The organism is Paraflavisolibacter caeni, assembly GCF_025628885.1.
In the GTDB taxonomy this organism is placed as follows: Bacteria; Bacteroidota; Bacteroidia; order Chitinophagales; family Chitinophagaceae; genus Flavisolibacter; species Flavisolibacter caeni.
In genome coordinates this window covers 384,216-402,332 of sequence record NZ_JAOTIF010000001.1, presented here as the reverse complement: position 1 = coordinate 402,332, position 18,117 = coordinate 384,216, and the positions used below count along the sequence as shown (strand labels likewise).

At 40.8% G+C, this 18,117-nt stretch carries 20 protein-coding genes; 13 read left to right on the top strand and 7 right to left on the bottom strand.

What is annotated here, in order from left to right; translation table 11 throughout:
• Nucleotides 1–55: 55 nt before the first annotated feature.
• Nucleotides 56–2,641, bottom strand: coding sequence for an Ig-like domain-containing protein (locus OCK74_RS01700; RefSeq protein WP_279295249.1), 2,586 nt, complete (start codon nt 2,639–2,641; stop codon nt 56–58).
• Nucleotides 2,642–3,139: 498 nt separating this feature from the next.
• On the opposite strand from OCK74_RS01700, the gene OCK74_RS01695 reads away from it, so the two are divergent.
• Both OCK74_RS01695 and OCK74_RS01690 read left to right on the top strand, forming a co-directional pair.
• Nucleotides 3,140–3,829, top strand: a complete 690-nt coding sequence (locus tag OCK74_RS01695) for a protein-L-isoaspartate(D-aspartate) O-methyltransferase (RefSeq protein WP_279295248.1) — start codon at nt 3,140–3,142, stop codon at nt 3,827–3,829.
• Between the two features lie 80 nt (nt 3,830–3,909).
• Complete coding sequence (locus tag OCK74_RS01690; protein WP_279295247.1) at nt 3,910–6,213, top strand: hypothetical protein; 2,304 nt, start codon at nt 3,910–3,912, stop codon at nt 6,211–6,213.
• A gap of 6 nt (nt 6,214–6,219) precedes the next feature.
• On the opposite strand, the gene OCK74_RS01685 is transcribed toward OCK74_RS01690, so the two are convergent.
• Nucleotides 6,220–6,666: a hypothetical protein gene (locus OCK74_RS01685; protein ID WP_279295246.1), complete on the bottom strand. Its 447-nt coding sequence runs from the start codon at nt 6,664–6,666 to the stop codon at nt 6,220–6,222.
• 107 nt (nt 6,667–6,773) lie between these two features.
• Between OCK74_RS01685 and OCK74_RS01680 the strand changes: the two genes are divergently transcribed.
• Nucleotides 6,774–7,688, top strand: coding sequence for a LysR family transcriptional regulator (locus OCK74_RS01680; protein ID WP_279295245.1), 915 nt, complete (start codon nt 6,774–6,776; stop codon nt 7,686–7,688).
• 67 nt (nt 7,689–7,755) lie between these two features.
• On the opposite strand, the gene OCK74_RS01675 is transcribed toward OCK74_RS01680, so the two are convergent.
• From OCK74_RS01675 to OCK74_RS01655, 5 genes are all read right to left on the bottom strand, one after another.
• A complete protein-coding gene (locus OCK74_RS01675) occupies nt 7,756–8,520 on the bottom strand; it encodes a rhamnogalacturonan acetylesterase (protein ID WP_279295244.1) in 765 nt (254 codons plus the stop codon).
• A 54-nt stretch (nt 8,521–8,574) separates the two neighbouring features.
• Complete coding sequence (locus OCK74_RS01670; RefSeq protein ID WP_279295243.1) at nt 8,575–9,519, bottom strand: alpha/beta hydrolase fold domain-containing protein; 945 nt, start codon at nt 9,517–9,519, stop codon at nt 8,575–8,577.
• Nucleotides 9,520–9,527: 8 nt separating this feature from the next.
• Nucleotides 9,528–10,454, bottom strand: coding sequence for an alpha/beta hydrolase (locus OCK74_RS01665; RefSeq protein WP_279295242.1), 927 nt, complete (start codon nt 10,452–10,454; stop codon nt 9,528–9,530).
• Nucleotides 10,455–10,494: 40 nt separating this feature from the next.
• Nucleotides 10,495–11,484, bottom strand: coding sequence for a pectinesterase family protein (locus OCK74_RS01660; RefSeq protein ID WP_279295241.1), 990 nt, complete (start codon nt 11,482–11,484; stop codon nt 10,495–10,497).
• Between the two features lie 66 nt (nt 11,485–11,550).
• Entirely contained in the window at nt 11,551–12,510 is a 960-nt protein-coding gene (locus OCK74_RS01655; protein WP_279295240.1) for a pectinesterase family protein, read from the bottom strand.
• Nucleotides 12,511–13,201: 691 nt separating this feature from the next.
• Between OCK74_RS01655 and OCK74_RS01650 the strand changes: the two genes are divergently transcribed.
• From OCK74_RS01650 to OCK74_RS01605, 10 genes are all read left to right on the top strand, one after another.
• Complete coding sequence (locus OCK74_RS01650) at nt 13,202–13,801, top strand: hypothetical protein (protein ID WP_279295239.1); 600 nt, start codon at nt 13,202–13,204, stop codon at nt 13,799–13,801.
• A 489-nt stretch (nt 13,802–14,290) separates the two neighbouring features.
• Nucleotides 14,291–14,464: a hypothetical protein gene (locus OCK74_RS01645; RefSeq protein WP_279295238.1), complete on the top strand. Its 174-nt coding sequence runs from the start codon at nt 14,291–14,293 to the stop codon at nt 14,462–14,464.
• A gap of 31 nt (nt 14,465–14,495) precedes the next feature.
• Nucleotides 14,496–15,017 carry a hypothetical protein gene (locus tag OCK74_RS01640; protein ID WP_279295237.1) on the top strand — a complete coding sequence of 174 codons (522 nt, stop codon included), beginning with the start codon at nt 14,496–14,498 and terminating at the stop codon, nt 15,015–15,017.
• A gap of 41 nt (nt 15,018–15,058) precedes the next feature.
• Nucleotides 15,059–15,322 carry a hypothetical protein gene (locus tag OCK74_RS01635; protein WP_279295236.1) on the top strand — a complete coding sequence of 88 codons (264 nt, stop codon included), beginning with the start codon at nt 15,059–15,061 and terminating at the stop codon, nt 15,320–15,322.
• Nucleotides 15,323–15,339: 17 nt separating this feature from the next.
• Complete coding sequence (locus OCK74_RS01630) at nt 15,340–15,939, top strand: DUF4468 domain-containing protein (protein ID WP_279295235.1); 600 nt, start codon at nt 15,340–15,342, stop codon at nt 15,937–15,939.
• A gap of 53 nt (nt 15,940–15,992) precedes the next feature.
• Nucleotides 15,993–16,208: a hypothetical protein gene (locus OCK74_RS01625; RefSeq protein WP_279295234.1), complete on the top strand. Its 216-nt coding sequence runs from the start codon at nt 15,993–15,995 to the stop codon at nt 16,206–16,208.
• 47 nt (nt 16,209–16,255) lie between these two features.
• The gene (locus OCK74_RS01620; RefSeq protein WP_279295233.1) at nt 16,256–16,708 is read left to right on the top strand and encodes a hypothetical protein; all 453 of its coding nucleotides are present in this window, start codon (nt 16,256–16,258) and stop codon (nt 16,706–16,708) included.
• A 68-nt stretch (nt 16,709–16,776) separates the two neighbouring features.
• Nucleotides 16,777–17,253 (top strand): hypothetical protein, encoded by a 477-nt coding sequence (locus OCK74_RS01615; protein ID WP_279295232.1) that lies wholly within the window; start codon nt 16,777–16,779, stop codon nt 17,251–17,253.
• Nucleotides 17,254–17,266: 13 nt separating this feature from the next.
• Nucleotides 17,267–17,761: a hypothetical protein gene (locus OCK74_RS01610; protein WP_279295231.1), complete on the top strand. Its 495-nt coding sequence runs from the start codon at nt 17,267–17,269 to the stop codon at nt 17,759–17,761.
• A gap of 150 nt (nt 17,762–17,911) precedes the next feature.
• Entirely contained in the window at nt 17,912–18,106 is a 195-nt protein-coding gene (locus OCK74_RS01605; protein WP_279295230.1) for a DUF2158 domain-containing protein, read from the top strand.
• Nucleotides 18,107–18,117 lie beyond the last annotated feature (11 nt).

Here is an 18,117-nt window from a genome sequence, read left to right as displayed (position 1 = left end):
CACCTACTTTATCAGTGCCTTAAACGGGGTGCAGACAAAATACATTCTTGTTCAATTATCTTATAATAACCAATCGTTTACTGTCTACCTGTTTTCCTTCTACCCATAAAGAATAGATATAAGTACCCGAAGGCAAAGTGCCTGCATCTAATGCTATTTGGCTGGAGTTCTTGCCGTCTAAATCGAACACCATATTCACCATTCCGATCATATTAGTAATGACTATTTTAACAGAGTTAGTATTGGCTGGGACAAAATAACGAATGAGCGTATGATCACTAAAAGGATTTGGAGCATTCTGTTCCAGGTATGCTGAATGCTGCTCAATATCTGTTACACTGTTTTCCGGATCGTTATTTGTATTCATTGTGATCAACCCGGCAGCAGAAGCGGTTGTATTTGGTTTGAGCAATGTTATCTTTCCATTACCTCCATATTCTGATACATAAATATTTCCGTTTCTTACGTCTTCTACCAGGTCCAGCGGGTCAACAAAACCTGTAAAGCCCTGGATCAAAGCTCCTTCATAGAAATTGACAATATTGTTGTTAGTACCGCCAGGAGTCAATACGATAATATCATCATTCTGGCTGTATCGAACTACCAGTAGTTTTCCTTTCAGGGCCCCATTGAATACATTGCTCTTATATTCAATCACACCATTCGGTGATTTATTGGCTTTGAAGTCAAAAGCAAATCCCCTCCAGTTTATATCAGGATTCGTACCCACCGGATACTCATCAATCTGGGCTGGTTCTATGTTGGAAGTGGGGTTCCCACCATTTATCACATACTCGCCCCGCCTGAGATTGGGGTGTCCATAATAACCGCCTTTCTTCACCTTAAAGAGAAAATCTTTCATTGTTTGCGGCACATTTGTTAAGGCTGGTATAGATGGCCCATTGTAGGTAGTACCATCAGGCCGCAGTGTACCATTAACCGATGCAGGCGTATTGCCACCGGCCGCTGAACCATTGGTAGGTACATATAGCTCTCCATTGCTATGCCATACCAAATCATAAGCATTTCTAACGCCTGATGCGTAAATAGTTAAAGGAGCATTGGCTGCATAGGGATTATAAGTACCGCCTCCTTCTGCTGTCTTAACATTCAATGGCAATGTACCCAACTTGGTTTTATCAAGACGCAGTACTGCCGCTGAAAGCAAGTGCTCTTCTCTATTCCCCCAGGTTTGATCAGCTTTACCCATCGCACTGTTAGAGCCTTGGGTGAAATACAAAGCACCATCCGGGCCAAAAGCAATGCTGTTGGTCAGGTGGTCTTTGGTGGAGCGGGGTAGATTAATTAATACATCCTGAACATTCTGTAAGTTACTACCGCTTAGTCTTGTCAATTTATCATCCCAATCAGGAGCGTTTAAAAACACGTATGAACCATGAGTGACCCAAGCGATAAGGTTAGTAGCAGTAGATGCAGGATCAAAGGCTAAACCAATGGCCAATCTGGATTTCCTGGTGCCATATGCATCCTGTAAAGAGTAGATCAGTTGAGGAGTGCCCAACGTACCATTAGCGTTGATGGGGAAGCGCTTAATCACACCATCATCCCTTAATGCATATAACTTTCCATCCGGCCCGATGGTGAGACTGGTATGTCTCCCGGTCGTATTGGTTAGTTGCACCTTATCGAATTTGATACTGAGTTGAGGAGTAGGTGTTGCAGTAGTTGTAAATGTACTTGAGAAAGGTAAAAAAGCAGCACCAGATAAATCCTTAACACCACTGGTCACATTGAATACATAGGCCGTACTTAGTTTTAATGCTGCGGAAGGCACGAGGGTAATGGCATCACCGCCTCCTGTACCATTTACATTTGCCGGCACCGGGTTACCGGTTGCCTTTTCTACCAGGTAAACGTTAGCTGTAGTAATAGTAACATTATTGATGCCGCTATTGGGCAGGTTCAATATATCGGTAGATATTGATGTATAATCACTGATATCTTCTGCTCCATGTACAGGGTTGACTCTTGCCACTGAAGGCCTTAGCGCAGAGGTTTGCTGAATGATTATATAATTGATCTTTGTATTAACACCTCCAATGGCATCAACTGTTAAAAGCCCATCTGTCACTTTTACCGAGACAGTGGCTAAACTAAATCGTGTATTGGTAGTACCCTCAAAACTTAATATTGCCGGCACCCCTTCAACATTGATCGTATGCTTGCCACCTGTATAAGCACCATCACCCACTGAAACAGTAACTTCATAAATGCCATTGACTACCTTGGCCTCCCACCTTCCTTCAATTGGAGTACCGCTAAAACCAATAATATCATCTGCTTGCATATGCATCAATGTAGCCTGCAGAAGATCAGAAGGACTGCTTCTTTTACGTCCATTTTTAGTTAAATCCAGAGGCGTATTATTATCCCTGTTGATCCATCCATAGTAATTGCCTACACCCTGATAAGCTGAAGTGCGTAATCCATAAGCCTGCCCATAATCCCTTAGCCAACCGGCCGGGGGTATGGTGGCAGCATCCTGAAAGTTTATCTTTAAATTCACCAGGTAGTTGGTTTCATTTTCCTCAGCAATTGCAGCATAGGAACTGGCAGAGAGCATGAGCAATAAAGTAACCATTACAACACAAGCGGTCAGGCGCAGCAAATCGTTTCTCATAACAAGAATTTTTAGAAATGATAAAGAGCATTTCTCTTCACAAGGGGATCTTTGTTTGGTTGTAATGAAAGATGTACAATAGATCTCCGCTTCATTGTCATTTCATTTCTTTCCGGAAGGAAAGCGTTGGATCGTTTGTATAAGGGGCTTGTAAATGCAGGTAAACAAAATGCTTTCGCATACGACTTAAGTTGTTACGACAGCTTTCTTAAGGGAAGTGACTGCAACGAAAATCAAAAGGCAGGATGCTGAAAATTATTTCATTCAGCCGTTAGTGTAATATACAGGATTGCAATTACCCGCAGGAAATAAATGATGCAGCAAATACAATGATAAAGGTAATCAAATATCAAAACAAAATATATAAAACGAGAAATATAACTAACTTTCTTACAGGAAAGTAATATACTGTTTGAATGTATCATTACAGTACTTAGATCATCCTGGCAGACTTTCAGTAATTTTAACAGGCTCATTCATTTTACTAAATCCTTGTTTATGAATGGCGTAATTCCTTGCCTCCTGTTTTTATTTTTTGTTTCCTTTTTCCAGGAAGACTATAAGGAAAAAAGAGAAGGTATGGTGAAGTTGCAGATTGAAAAACGAGGCGTGAAAGATGCAGCAGTATTGAATGCCATGCGACAAGTAAAGCGGCATTTGTTTGTTCCTTCCAGCAGCATTCCTGATGCTTACAATGACGGGCCATTACCAATAGGCTACGGGCAAACGATATCACAGCCTTATATCGTTGCTTACATGACCGAAGCCATCAAACCAAAGCCAGAATATAAAGTCCTGGAAATTGGTACAGGTTCCGGGTACCAGGCTGCTGTGCTCTCTCCTATTGTCAAAGAAGTTTACACCATCGAAATTGTTCCCCAACTGGGCACTGCTGCAGCTAACCGGTTGAAAAAGTTAGGATACAAGAACGTTCAGGCAAAAATTGGTGATGGCTATTATGGATGGAAAGAGCATGGCCCCTATGATGCTATTGTTGTTACGGCAGCAACAGAATATGTTCCCCCTCCTTTACTGGAACAATTGAAAGATGGCGGCAGGATGATCATTCCTATTGGTTCTCCTTTTATGACCCAAACGCTGATGCTGGTAGAAAAGAAGGGGAAGAAAGCAACAACCAAGAGCTTGTTGCCGGTTATGTTTGTGCCGTTTACCAGGGAAAAGAAATAGTGACAAGTACAATAAAATATAAATTACTACTATCCATAGGACTGCTTTCGGCAGCTATCATTGCATTCCAACTGGTCTTAATGCAGATCCTGTCCATTGTTCAATGGCATCATTTCGCCTATATGATCATTTCGGTGGCTATGCTCGGATTTGGTGCTGCAGGAACGGTATTATCCCTTTCCAGGACATGGCTATTGAAGCATAGCGAAATCATGGTTCCTGTTCTTATGATGGTATCCGGCCTTTCCATGTCGTTCGTTGTTGGCTGGTCGCAATCATCCTTTACACGCTTCGATTCCTATCTTGTGTTTGCTGATTATCGTCAAGCAGGAAAACTGCTCCTTACCTACCTTCTATTCTTTACACCATTTTTCTTTGGTGCCTTAGCGATCGGGATCCTATTCGTGCAATATGTTGCATCCATTAGTAAAATATATTTCGCAGACCTGTTTGGATCAGGGATGGGAGGTCTCTTTGCCCTTGTACTTACCTGGATATACCTCCCCCAGCAACTCCCAGCCATCATCTCTATATTACCCATCATAGCCGGTATCATTATTTTACCTGGCAGATCCAAATCAAGAGCTCTGATCATAATCCTTTCTTTTCTGGTCATCCTCTGGCAACTAGCGCATCCTCCGCAACTGATCCCTTCGCAGTACAAAGACATTAGTAAAACCCTGCTTCTTCCTGAAGCAAAGGTTACCATACAAAAGTCCAGTCCCTATGGATTCGTACAAACCGTCACTTCTCCTGTACTGCGTTATGCACCGGGATTAAGTCTTACTGCACAAAATACAGCCCGGGTAAAAGCAGCCGCCTTTGTTAATGGTGACTGGTTTGGGCCTATTACAAGCTGGAAAAAAGAAGATAGTTCTTTCATTCTCGACTATACGACCAGTGCACTGCCTTATGTCATGAGGAAAAGAAATAAAGTACTGGTACTGCGCACCAGTACAGGTATCGACGTTGCACATGCTGTTAGCCATGACGTGGAAAGCATCACTACAACAGAGCCCAACTCTGTTGTGCTTTCTTTATTAAAAAAGGAACTGGCACTTGCATCAGATTCCCTCTTGTATCAGCCTAAGGTAATGAGCCAAAGAATGGAGCCGAGAACTTTCCTGATGATGGATACAGCCAGGTATGATCTCATTGTGCTCCCAATGACAGGAACATTTGGAGGTTCATCCGGGTTATATGCATTGCAGGAGCAAGCCATTATGACCCGGGAAGCTTTTCAGGAAATGTGGCTTCGATTAAATGAAAATGGTGTGATCAGCATCACCTCCTGGATGGACTACCCGTTACGAAACCCTTTGAAAGTTTTAGCGACCATGGTGGAAGTACTTTACAACTCAGGAATAAAAAACCCCAGGGCACATCTTGCTGCCATCAGGAGTTGGGGTACCATAACCTTCGTCCTGACCAAATCACCTGTAACGGTAACTGAAGTGGCCAACATCCGGAAGTTTTGCGATGATATGATGTTTGATCCTGCCATACTTCCCGGACTGAAAGCGGAAGAGCGCAGTAGCTACAACCAGTTGCAGGATGAACGTTTCTTTCGATATATAGACCAAATCCTTTCGGAGAACAGAAAAGCATTTTATGATGAATATGATTTCAATATAAAGCCCGCAACTGACAACAAACCCTTCTTTTCACAGTTTCTACGATGGGAAAACCTCAACCGCCTGTCACATTTCTTCGGCACCCGGTCCATACCTTTTTTTGAAGTAGGCTATTTCCTGGTACTGGTTACGCTCGTACAAATTGCAATTGTCTCTTTTGTACTGATCCTGCTTCCCCTTTTCAAGCTGGGGTGGAGTGGAAAGAACAAGTTTAGTATCCTGCTTTACTTCAGTGGCATCGGATTGGGTTATATGTTCGTAGAAATCGTGCTCATCCAGCACTTCATTCTATATTTCGGGAACCCTGTTTATGCTGCTTCAGCAGTCCTTACCTCCTTACTTATTTTTTCAGGCCTAGGCAGCAATGTATCGGCCAGGTTCATTGGCAGTAAAAAGGATTCGTATTTACTCTTTGTGTTGATTGCTCTATTGTTACTGATTGATGCTTTTGTATTGATGCCTCTTTTACAAAACACAATACATGTAAGCCTGCCTATTAAACTGGTCATTGTTTTATTACTGATGGGTCCTTTAGCCTTTTTGATGGGGATGCCTTTTCCCTCCGGTTTGTCGCTTGTTTCAAAATCTAATCCTGAGGCCATACCATGGGCATGGGGCGTGAATGGTTGCATTTCAGTGATCAGCACTGCATTAGCAACCATTCTTTCTATTGAACTGGGATTTAATTGGGTGTTGTTCCTGGCAGCCCTGGCTTATTGTCTTCCTGTTATAGGCTTGTCCTGGTTTTAATATTCTTCATTTTACATTCCTATTCTTTTTATACTGATTGGTAATGATGGTATTACCAATTGCATCTGATTGAATATGCAACCAGTGATCTTCATCTTCCAGGACAATGTAGTAAGTAACTCCGTCCTCTGAGGTATCTTCAGTAACACCATATACTTTTTTGCCAGCAAATTTTCTTTTGATCTTGGACAAGATAAACGGAGGCAAGTGTTCTTCAGTATAATAACGAATGGTTCTATCAATTGTACCGTTGAGCAAAAACCTCATTCTACAGCTCACCTGGTCATTTATAAAAACGACCTCGTACATCAAATCAGTCTTATACCATTTTACCTGCTCGGCTTTGGGAAAAGCATTCCTGAAGTCTTTTTCAATAGTATCACTCATGTCCGGAGTTGCACAATAAAGCACTTCTGTTATCAGCAATGCGAAGGTTAAAAGAATCAGTTTCATAAATAAGATTTTGAGGTTAAAGGCTTTTCGCTGAACCAAAATTAACCATTAGTATGTATGAGCAAATTGAATTATTTTTGTAATAACCATTAGCAATATTCATACATATGGAACTTCGACATCTTAAAATGATCCAGGAAGTTGCCCGCACAAAAAGCCTTACAAAGGCTGCTGAAAACCTTTATCTCTCGCAATCAGCATTAAGTCATCAGTTAAGAGAAATTGAAGATCATTTCCAGGCACAACTATTTATCCGTCAAAACAAGCAAATGCTGCTTACGAAGGAAGGTGAGGTTGTATTGTTATCGAGCCAACGTATACTGGATGAAGTGGAAAGAACCACAAGGCAGATCCGTTTGATGACGGAAAAGGATTGTGGTGATATCCGGCTCAGCACGGAATGTTATACTTCCTATCCCTGGTTATCAGGATTTCTAAGAGCATTTCAAGCTCTTTATCCAAAAGTAGATATACACATAAAGGCAGAAGCGACAAGGCATGCCTTAGCAAATCTTTTAGAAAACAAAATAGATGTTGGCATTTTTGAAGACAACAAAAACAAAAACCTTGTATATACGCCTTTGTTCTCAGATGAACTTTTTGCCATTGTGTCACCAGGACATCCGTGGACAAAGCGTAAATGGATAGAGATAGAAGCTTTTCAACAGGAATCATACATCATGTATAATATTCCCCTTGAGGAAAGTAGAATGTACAACCTTATTTTTCAGAATGGAAAACCTGTCAAGTTATACCAGGTGATGCTGACAGAGGCTATCCTTGAAATGGTGAAAGCAGGAATAGGAGTAACGGTACAACCGCAATGGGTGGCGGCCCGTTATTTAAAGTCTAAAGAGTTGAATGCAGTTAAAATAACCAGGAGGGGCCTTAAGAGAACCTGGTATGCAGGTGTGTTAAAAAATAAAACAATTCCATCCTATATGGCAAGCTTCATCAATCAGCTGTCAAAACATATGAAGCTATCGGAAGAAAATAAAGTGCAGGTTTATCTTGCCAACTAATAAAATCATTAGCATTCCGGGTGCAGCATACTTCTTCAGGTATACTGCACCGGGATGCTGAGTCACATCATTTCTTCACTCCGGAATTTACAATCCTATCTGCCAATTCAAGTTTCAGGTCTTTTATATCAGCCAATACGATCTGCGCCATTTTACGCGCTCCCAATTCATTGAAGTGTGTATTGTCTTCAACACCTTTGGGATAATTGGGATGTTCACCGGGTTTCAATTGGTTGAATAAAAGTCTTGAGCCTTCTACACCAAATGACTGCAATAAGTCCTGGCTTTGCTTGTCCAAATCAATTAAAGGTGTTTTGTATGCTACAGCAACAGAACGTACAAGAGCTGAATATATATCGTGAGTACCCTTGATCTTGCCTGTGGTAGAATCAAATGATCTGCGTGCTGCAGGCGTGATCAAAACAGGAGTTGCTTTTTTGGCTCTTGTTTCATTTATAAACTTCGCCAGGTTGGCCTTGAAAGCATCTTCAGTAGTATAACTTTTCTTTGTAGGCACTTCATCATTATGACCAAACTGGATGAAGACATAATCACCTGCTTGAAGGTTCTCAGTCACAGGCTGCCAGCGGCCTTCCTCAATAAACGTCCTGGTACTGCGGCCGTTTTGCGCACGGTTGTCCACTTCAACAGTTGAATCGAAGAAGTAAACAAACGGCATACCCCAGCCAGTTTCGGGATAGGCTTTCGATTGCTTGATCGACATGGTAGAATCACCAATGAGATATACTTTGATCTTCCTGGGAGCCATTGTGAAAGACAAGAGGAAGAGGACACTGAACAGTCCGAATACTTTAAAAAAACGATGTGACATGATGATTAAATTACTGATTTTGTGATTTCGATATTTAGGAATATCGTCAATTGCTTATTTCTTTTTGAACACCTTATCCAAAAACTGAACAGTATAATTGACTGTAGGTTCAAACCATGGATGAAAGAACCAGAAAGGATGCGGTGTGTCGGGTAAGGTATGCTCTTCATGATAGATCCCATACTTGTCAAGAATCCTGATCATGTCATCCCTACCAGCATGAAAGCGGGGAATGGAGCTGTTGATAAAAATAATGGGCGGCGTATGCTTACCTGTATGATTCAGGGGAGCAGCTTCTTCCCATACCTCCGGCTTTTCCTGGTAAGTGCCACCTAAGAACTCTGAAGCAGCTTTTCCTTCTACCGATTCCGGGTGATGGAAAGCAAGCGTGCCATCAATATTTACAATCGCCTCCACATCACTCGACTGCTTTGCATTGCCACCTGGGCCTTCAAACTTTGCTATGCCATTAGTTGTACCTGCCAAAGCAGCCAACTGTCCGCCTGCGGACATGCCTAAGGTTGCAATTTTACTTTTATCAATATTGTATTGTTTCGCATTCGCCCGGAGCCACCTGATGGCCGCCTTTACATCCTGTACGGCAGCAGGATATTGAGCCTCCTGTGAAAGCCGGTATTCAATGGTCATGGCCACATAACCCTTTGCTGCCAATTGTTGCGCTATGGGAACATTCTGAGATTTATCTCCGGACCTCCATCCTCCTCCAAAGATCATGACCACTGCCGGATACCCTTTCTTTGATTTCTTTGCAGGATAAAACACATCTGCAGACAACTCCCTGTTACCCATAGTACTGTAAATAATGTTCTCTTTGCTCTTTACGCCTTCAGGCATTGCCGGTTGTGCTACCCGGATATAAGGCCGGCCCTTACTTTCTTTGATATAAGTGCCATAAACCGTAAAGGAGGTATCTCTTGGAATACTTTGTGCGGTAACAAGAACAGGTATCATCAATACCCAGGCAACCAGGAATTTCATTTGTTATTTTATTTATTCAAGGTTTGAGGAATAATGCCCATTTCAATCATCCAGGCTTCACATAAGGACGTCCATTGTTCTGTAGAACCAGGATTATTGCGCAATGCAATAGCATGACCACCCTGCGGGAAAATATGCAGGCTGGCTGATACGCCTTTCTCCAGCAAAGCCCCATAGAACAGTAAGCTATTCCGTGCACTCACTGTTTTATCGTTAAAGGCATGTACCAGGAAGGCAGGCGGCGTTGTACTGGTCACTTGTGTTTCCTGGGAGAATTTCTCTATGAGCTCACTGGATGCATCTTCTCCCAACAGGTTCTTGCGGCTGCCTGCATGTGCATAAGGCCCCAGGTTAATCACCGGGGACACCAGGATCATGAAATCAGGTCGAAAAGAAATAGCATTCAATGAATCACCAATAGCAGAAACATCGTTTGTTTGCGTACCCGCCATGGCAGCCAGGTGACCTCCGGCAGAAGAGCCCTGTACGCCAATTTTATCGCCTTTGATGCCCCATTTGGATGCATTGGCACGTACAACACGAATAGCTCTCTGTACATCCTGTAAAGGGCCTAATTCTCTTTGTTTCAGATCCGGGGAGTTGGGCAAACGGTAATTCAGAACAAAAGCACTCATGCCCATGGTATTGAACCATTTGGCCAACTGGGTACCACTGATGACATAAGCCAATCGTTCATAACCACCACCAGGGCAAATGATCACTGCCCCGCCTTTATTTTCCTGGGCGGATGGCAAGAAGGCATACATGCCGGGTGTACCCACACGGTAGACCCTTTCATTGGCAATGCTATCTTTCAGGTTCATGCCCTTTGAGTTCGGCATTTTTCCTTTTGGCCAAAGTGGAATGAACTCCTGTGCCATTGCTTGCAAAAAAGTAAAGCCAACCAATAGTATCAAAAACGTAAAGCGCAACATATTGAAAGGGGTTGAAAAATTAATAGCAAGAATGAGCTACCTACACTCTTGGAATCCATGAAACTTCTAAATTAAAGATCTTTTCCAGGGTATATTTTTTTACCTCCCTGCGGGACAATTGTTTAGACCACTTCGCTCTTTCCTTGATTTTTGCCCCCTCTCCCCTGCTCTTGTATTCTGCATAAAGAACAGTCCTTTCATTTTCCGGGTTGCGCCAGTTGTCCCAGGCAACAGGATGAATATGGCTGCCCATTTCCGTATTGATAAAAACAGTCTTTGCATTCGGTCTCCAGGGCCTTCCGAGTAAAACTTTAGTTGCAGAGGAATCTGCAACCAGCCTACAATCAAAAAAGACATAGCCAAACTTCTGCATCGGAGTAGTAGATGCAGCCGTGATGTAGGAATTGGTCAGGCTTTTGATGGTGCAGTTCCGGAACACAACAGTGGCTTCACCGAAGATAAAGTCTGTCGTACCTTCTATATAACAGTCTTTATAATACTGGCGACTATTGTTGGTTGCCGTATATAAGGTATCCTGGTTGCCGGTGAGTATGCAGTTGACAGCTACGAACCTGTCGCCTTCCACGTGCAGGGCTACAGCCTGTCCTACTCTGCCCGCAGTGTTTTTGATGGACAGGTTTTCTATGCTGCAGTCATCACCCTGTACCAACACTGTGTATGAAGTGTAAGTAGTGAATTTATCTTTTCCAAAAGCATCCTTTCCTCCAGGGTAAGCTTTGCCGGAATAATCGTCATTGCAGATCACCGTACTGTCTTTACTCTGTCCAACCAGTGATATTCTTTTTTTCCAGGAAGGAATCACCAGCTTTTCATTATAGACGCCATTCTTGATATAAATAGTTACCTGCTGTTGGGAAAGATCACGCACTGCATTCACAGCTTCCTGGATGGTCTTGAAGTCGCCGCTCCCATCTTTAGCTACGGTGAACCTGGATGGGTAGTTAACAGTCTGGGCAAAAGTGCAAACAACAAAAAAGGAAAATAAGGTAAGGAACAATAGTTTATACATGAATTGCTTCATTTGAAGGTGAATGGTGAATGGACGATGGTCAATGGTGAATTGGCAATTGGTAATTTATTTGGTTGGTTCCCAATCGCCGAAAATGTTCTTCAGGGTATACAGGTTTGCTTCTGAATCGGTTAACTGGTGCGACCAGGTAGCCCTGTCACCTGCAGCGGCGCCATCGCCAAATGTTTTGTATTCAGCGTAAAAGGCCGTCTTTTCATTAGCAGCATTACTCCAGTTGCTCCAGCCTTCAGCACGCACTATTTTATCCAGCCTGCAATTAATGAAAACGGTTTTAGCATAAGGTCTCCAAGGCCTTCCCAGGAGGAATGAAGCTTCAGGAGCATTGCCTGTCAGATGACAGTTCAGGAACACATACCCAAACTTTTTATTTTCAGGAGTTGAAGCCGCAGTGAAGTAGCCGGATGTTTTACCAAATAAAGTACAACTATCAAAAACGGCAGTAGAAGACCCGAAAATAAAATCTACAGTGCCTTCTATATAACAATTCTTGTAGTATTGCCTGCTCTCGCGGCCGTAGGTATACAAAGTATCCTGGAAACCAAGAAACCTGCAGTTTTTGAACTGCACCCTGTCGCCGGATACAAAAACGGCAACGGCCTGTCCTACTGGCCCGGCTGTATTCTGGAAAGTAATATTTTCCGCCGTGAAATTGTGGCCATAAATGTAAAACCCTGAGGAGCCGGAAGTGCCCTTTTCTTCACCAAAGATGTTTTTCTTCTGAGCGTAATCATCGTAGGTGATGATGGTCTTGTCCAGGCTTTCACCAATAAAGGTGACAAACTGCTTGCTTTCAGCTAATACCAGCTTTTCTTTATAGACACCATTTTTGATCAGGATCCTTGTTTCTTTTTTGCGGAAGTCGGGAACAGCGTTGATGGCTTCCTGGACTGTTTTGAAGTTGCCACTGCCATCTTGTGCTACTATAAAATCATAGACTGCATTAGCGAAAACTGAAGAAGAGACCAACAGCAAGCACAGGATCAACTGGAGACAATATTTCATCATATGGAAGAATGTATTAAGGCTTTTAGATGAACTGTAAAGGCAAGTGTATTTAATTTACCAGAAACAGAAGCTGATAGGCCCATAATTTTTTACGCAAACGTTATCGGGAACGATGCCTTGGAAAAATTTTGGGTTTATTGTGGAAGAGGTAACCAGAAGTAGATTGGAATGCTGATTGTTTTGGTCAAAGGTTGATCTGGCTATGGGGATATTATTATTAGATAACCCCGCGGAGCGGAACAGGTTTTGACAATTTGAAAATGGGGTGAGGGGAATGATATTAGGAGATTGGTGGGGTAAAAGTGGTTTTCTAGGCTTTTCCTAGGCTTAGCTATGGATTCAGTAGGGCTCAGGTAGGGCTGAGGAACGAAAGATGAACCGCGGATTTGCCCGATTAGAAAGGGATGAATAGGATTTTTTAATGGAGGAGTCGGGGTTTTATTGGAGATTGAGAAAGGGAAGAAAAGATGCTTTTTTGAGGTTTAGGAACGAAGGAGGCATACTGTTGTCCTACTCTAGGTATACTGATGGTATGCTTCAGGTATACTTGAGGTACGAAGGATCCCTACTGGAAACCTGAAGGGGAAGCGGACAAAAGCGGTCATTTCCTGCCATTTTATGCCAAATCGGCCAAGAGGTTTTTGGTTGTGGATGGGTAGGAGTAGCTTTAGGGGATAAATGGATGAGCTATATGAATCAGGTCTATATCAATAGTAAAGAAAGGGTGGTGATCAAGGATGGCAAAAAGGTACCTAGACTGCTGTTGGGCATGATCCGGGGCTCGATTGGGAAGTGTTTTGTGGTGAAGCATTACAGGGGCAACAAGAAAAAGAAGTGGAAGAAAAGGATTGTGATCACCAAGTACCCGGACATGAGTGGCATAGTGGCCAGTGAAAAGCAGCGGGTAAGGAGGGATTTGTTTAAGGAGGCAGTGGTCTATGCCCAGTGGATCCTTGCTGATGCTGAAAGGAAGGAGGCATTCAGGAAGACATTACCGAGGAAGAAGCGGAAGCATGTCTACCAGGCAGCCATCCGGTTGTATATGAGGATGCAGGGGGATAAGCAGTGGCTGAGGAAGCAGCTGGCGGTGAGGGGGATGATGAGCACAGGCAGAAGGGAGATGGTGGAGTTTGTGAATGGGCAATTGTCAATGGGGAATGCTGGTGGAGGGAATAGTTGGGAGCAGTTGGGAGGCTGGAAGGTGGTGTGGCAGAAAGAAGAGGCAGTTGAGCTTGAAGTGGAAGAAGGTTGTATGATGAAGGATGGTTGTTTAGCAGTATTGCGGATTTAGCAGCGGGTTTGGAATCAACATTTAATCAGTATTCCCCAAGTATTTAACTTGATCCGAATAAAATTAAAAATTTTTCATGCGGAGGGGGGTATGAGACAGTGAAACATTAAATAGAGAAAACATTGGTTTTAGGAGTATCCCTGAAGTAAGAAAAGTGATAGGGAAGAGATTAAGGATAATTACTTCCTGATAAAGTATGACGTGAAGTGTATTGTAGGTCGTGTAAAAAAAGTTTCAATCCCAAACCTAATTATAAAATTCAACTATCAATTATGGAATAGAATCCTATTGATTATGCTTATTAGATTAATCATAAGTGAAAATTGATAGTAATAAAATCTATCAATAAGTCTCTTTAAAAGGGTACTCCATTTAATATTTATTAATAGCCAAAGGGAAATTTTCCTATTCAGGCAATTCATTAAATTAGACTTTTGACATACCTTAGTGAACAACCACTCCTATGTGGTAGTCACCTAGAGCCAGGTAATGCTGAAAAGACTATTCAGAAAGAGCGAGAAAGAATTCGTGCTGATCTCTGATAACGAGGACTATTACCCGCAGTTTATTCTTCTGACTGAAGATATTAAAGAGATATGGCTGGTAAAGAGAAAACTGGACTGGGAGATGTCACCGCCAAAGCGGTTTGAAATAAAAGTTTGACATATTATATTATATACCAAAACAACACACTATGAGACTATTACTCATTTTATTTTTCTCTCTTGCTGTTTTCGCATCATGTGCTGATTCCCTTTCAAAAGAAGCAGAGCCTTCCAGTTCACCTCTTCCAGAGAAACCAGTTGACAAGGATTATAAGTGCATTACGTATATTGATAGCTTCATTAACGTTAATAGAGAGGCAATCAATAAAAATAAAGCACTAAGGGAACACTATGAAGGATTGGTTACACAAAAGCTACTCCCTTTAATTGATAAAAAAGGCCTTTATGATAGTATCCCATTCAAATTAGTTGCAACAACACTCCACAATGGTGTTGCGTACGGTAATTTTATTTTTGATGATGATGTCCACTATATCAAAGTTCAATGTATTATAAAAAAAGAACAACTTGACAACCTGAAAGAAGACAGCCAGTATTTAATTAAGTTTAAAACTATCAGGTTTGAAGATGGCGTTTCATTTGATAATTCATTTTCAGAAATAGAACTTCCTACAGTCAATGCTTACCTAAAATCGTTTACTCCATATTAAGGTGCAATAGATTCTAATAATATAAACCCAAAACAATACTTATGTATTTGCTTGAAATTGAACCAAATATTTTGGCTGTTATAATCTTTCTTTCGATTATAGTATCACTAGTAATAGGAAAACTCATATTTGGATGGTATGCAGAAATAAGTAAACGCAATGCTTACATGGAAGAAACAAACAATCTGCTGAAAGGTATTCTGGAAATATTACAGAAAAAAGATCAATCCAATAATAAGCTAACAGATTTGAATGATCCAAGAGTGATGGAAATGATAGAGAAGTCTTTCAAAGAAAACAAATAACATCCAAAACAATAATTATGAGAAAGCCAATCTTTACCTTGATTTTATTGGTCCCCTTATTAGCATTTTCACAAAAAAAAGGAAAAGCAAAAGAAGTAGAATCTGACACAACAGTTCAAATTCCCTTTGTCAATGATGCTATTATTTACTCTGAAGTAGTACAAGTTGATAGTACATCTGCGACAGATTTATATCAAAGGGCTAAACGATTTTTCGTGGATGCATATAAAAGCGCCAATGATGTAATTCAAATGGATGACGAGAAAAACGGCGAAGTAACAGGAAAAGGAAACTTTAAAGTATTTTTTGATAGAGGGGCATTAATTAGTGGTGTATCAACTAGTGTTAAGCACACAATTTCCATATATGTAAAGGATGGGAGATATAAATACGAGATCAAAGATTTATCAGTGAATTATTATGAAAGTGGTTCAAGAATTGGCACATCGTACATTTCAGGCCACGAAGTGAATTCTCCTCTGGAAGGATTTGCCAAATCTAAAATGAAGATGCACAAACGGTACATTGAAGCTGTTGACGCAGAAATAAGAGCAACAATCAATCTGTTAAAAGCTGCGATGCTTAAAAAGCCAGAAACAAAAAAATCAGATTGGTAAGCTTAGTACAAACCCAAACTACACTTTTAATACACCAAACCAAAACTAACAAAATGGCCTACAAAAAACCTCCAAACCTAAATACCAAATACGGAAGAAGAAGAGCCAGGCAGGAAGCTTGGGAGAATTATCAGAAAATGACACCGGAACAAAAGGCTGAACATGACCAAATGGGGTGCTTTATAACGTTGGTTATTTTAATAGTTGTAGGCGGCCTTATTTACCTAGTAGCTGGTCCAAAGGCTTTATTAAAATGGCTGTCACATTGATAAAAATCCGAATTCGACTTTTAATAACTAATCCCAAAACTAACCATATGCCTTTATTTATTCCAGAGGAGAGTTTCGAGAAAAAAGTAACCAAAGAAGATATATACAGGGAAGTAGATAAATTTCTTACCCGTCTTTTTAATGGAGATACTGGTGGGCTTTTTGAAATCGAAATTGCAGCTGCCATACCTATCCTTGAAAATAACAGACTCATATCCTATCGTAATCCAGCTAATAGACGAACCTCCATTATTGACATTACCCCTACAGGTATAGATATTGTTGAAGCAGGAGGTATTCAAAAATACTTGGAGACAATTGAGCAGGCAGAAAGAGAGCGGCAGGAATCAGAACGGTTACTGGCACTGTCCACCATGGAGGCTAATGAAGCTCAGAAGAAAGCAGCCAAGGACAATAAAACCTTTGCAGTCATCAACATGATCATGGGGGTTATAAACATTGCATTACTAATATGGCAGTTAATAAAAGCTGCAAAATAAAAATGATCTTATTATAGGCTAATAGCTCTTTTTGGTTCATAAAGCAAAAATAAACCAAAACGTACATCATGTTTTTTAATAAGGAAAAATTTGAGTTCAAGGGTATCAAATACACACCTGAATTTAGTATGCCAAAAGATGATTTTGATTTCTGCATAGAGTTTTATGCTAAAATGAGATCCTTGAATAAAGTCTACACTAAGAAGGACATTAAAACGATCTCAAAAGGGATTGGATTTGATGTTACTGAATATTTTCATTTCCCAGAGCTTAATAATAAATCTATTAAAGATGGGGAGAAAATAAAGCTACCAGAAACAAGTATTGTATATAGGTTTATTTCTCCTATTGAAAATCAGGATGATGAGGCAAAATCAATTGTTTCCAAATACCTGGATGAAGAAAAAGTCTATACTAGGACAGAACTCGAAAAATTATCATTAAAAGCAGGAGTTTCCCTTTTTGCTCGCTGCAAGTGGGCTCAATATATTCTTGTTTCCGAAAATGACATTCAATATATCATGCCTTCAATGCAGAAAACATAAGAAATACAACTATATGGATTTACTGAAATACGAATTCATGAAATCGGCCCAAGGATCCATCAATGACTTGATTGGCCAACTAGTAAGGGGAATGCGCCATATATATTATAATGTCACTATTGACCAATATTCAGCAAGTTTACCTGAACTTCAAGAAATTGAGCAAATACTTCAAAGAGAAGACCAGGAGTTAGGTCGTGAACCGCGTAATTATTTAAAAGAGATTTTGGAAGAGTTAGAAGCTGAATCAAAACTAGAAAGTAAATTATTGGAAGAAATAGAAAGATCCGCAAAAACAATTGTTTCGGCTTTATATGAACCAGATTTTTCACTGGAAGATTTTGGCTATGACTTTAAAAAGAGTGAAGCTACATATTGGCTGGAGTTTTACGGGTATAAAAAGAATAAAGGAGTTGATAGTTCCTTACTAATCGTAAGGGATGTTTTCAAGTCTATTTGCTACAAACACGGGATTATTTTTATTGATAGTACACTGGATGAGGAATAAACAATTTTTGTGGTCCCCACAAGATCAAGAAAGATAGCCTGCAGCCTGGTAAAGATTGCACTGATCGTTGATGCTGAGTGTGGGGAGCTGGTGAAGTGGCATTTTTTAATCTATTCATTAATTATATAACACTAAAACTAAAATTAACAAATGGCAGAACAAACACTTCAACTAGGGGATGTAGTAATCCTAAAATCAGGAAGTCCAAAAATGACAATAGCATCTTCAGTTTTCGCAAACGGAAACGTTCGAGTTTATTTTTACGATACCAATAAACATGAACTTTTAATGAAAGAATTACCATCTGCAATTCTAAAAAAAGATGATACACAGAACATTACTTAACCTGATGCATT

Coding starts and splice junctions, on each gene's coding strand:
- OCK74_RS01700 (WP_279295249.1), bottom strand. CDS start 2,641: ATGAGAAACGATTTGCTGCGCCTGACCGCTTGTGTTGTAATGGTTACT.
- OCK74_RS01695 (WP_279295248.1), top strand. CDS start 3,140: ATGAATGGCGTAATTCCTTGCCTCCTGTTTTTATTTTTTGTTTCCTTT.
- OCK74_RS01690 (WP_279295247.1), top strand. CDS start 3,910: ATGCAGATCCTGTCCATTGTTCAATGGCATCATTTCGCCTATATGATC.
- OCK74_RS01685 (WP_279295246.1), bottom strand. CDS start 6,666: ATGAAACTGATTCTTTTAACCTTCGCATTGCTGATAACAGAAGTGCTT.
- OCK74_RS01680 (WP_279295245.1), top strand. CDS start 6,774: ATGGAACTTCGACATCTTAAAATGATCCAGGAAGTTGCCCGCACAAAA.
- OCK74_RS01675 (WP_279295244.1), bottom strand. CDS start 8,520: ATGTCACATCGTTTTTTTAAAGTATTCGGACTGTTCAGTGTCCTCTTC.
- OCK74_RS01670 (WP_279295243.1), bottom strand. CDS start 9,519: ATGAAATTCCTGGTTGCCTGGGTATTGATGATACCTGTTCTTGTTACC.
- OCK74_RS01665 (WP_279295242.1), bottom strand. CDS start 10,454: ATGTTGCGCTTTACGTTTTTGATACTATTGGTTGGCTTTACTTTTTTG.
- OCK74_RS01660 (WP_279295241.1), bottom strand. CDS start 11,484: ATGTATAAACTATTGTTCCTTACCTTATTTTCCTTTTTTGTTGTTTGC.
- OCK74_RS01655 (WP_279295240.1), bottom strand. CDS start 12,510: ATGATGAAATATTGTCTCCAGTTGATCCTGTGCTTGCTGTTGGTCTCT.
- OCK74_RS01650 (WP_279295239.1), top strand. CDS start 13,202: ATGAATCAGGTCTATATCAATAGTAAAGAAAGGGTGGTGATCAAGGAT.
- OCK74_RS01645 (WP_279295238.1), top strand. CDS start 14,291: ATGCTGAAAAGACTATTCAGAAAGAGCGAGAAAGAATTCGTGCTGATC.
- OCK74_RS01640 (WP_279295237.1), top strand. CDS start 14,496: ATGAGACTATTACTCATTTTATTTTTCTCTCTTGCTGTTTTCGCATCA.
- OCK74_RS01635 (WP_279295236.1), top strand. CDS start 15,059: ATGTATTTGCTTGAAATTGAACCAAATATTTTGGCTGTTATAATCTTT.
- OCK74_RS01630 (WP_279295235.1), top strand. CDS start 15,340: ATGAGAAAGCCAATCTTTACCTTGATTTTATTGGTCCCCTTATTAGCA.
- OCK74_RS01625 (WP_279295234.1), top strand. CDS start 15,993: ATGGCCTACAAAAAACCTCCAAACCTAAATACCAAATACGGAAGAAGA.
- OCK74_RS01620 (WP_279295233.1), top strand. CDS start 16,256: ATGCCTTTATTTATTCCAGAGGAGAGTTTCGAGAAAAAAGTAACCAAA.
- OCK74_RS01615 (WP_279295232.1), top strand. CDS start 16,777: ATGTTTTTTAATAAGGAAAAATTTGAGTTCAAGGGTATCAAATACACA.
- OCK74_RS01610 (WP_279295231.1), top strand. CDS start 17,267: ATGGATTTACTGAAATACGAATTCATGAAATCGGCCCAAGGATCCATC.
- OCK74_RS01605 (WP_279295230.1), top strand. CDS start 17,912: ATGGCAGAACAAACACTTCAACTAGGGGATGTAGTAATCCTAAAATCA.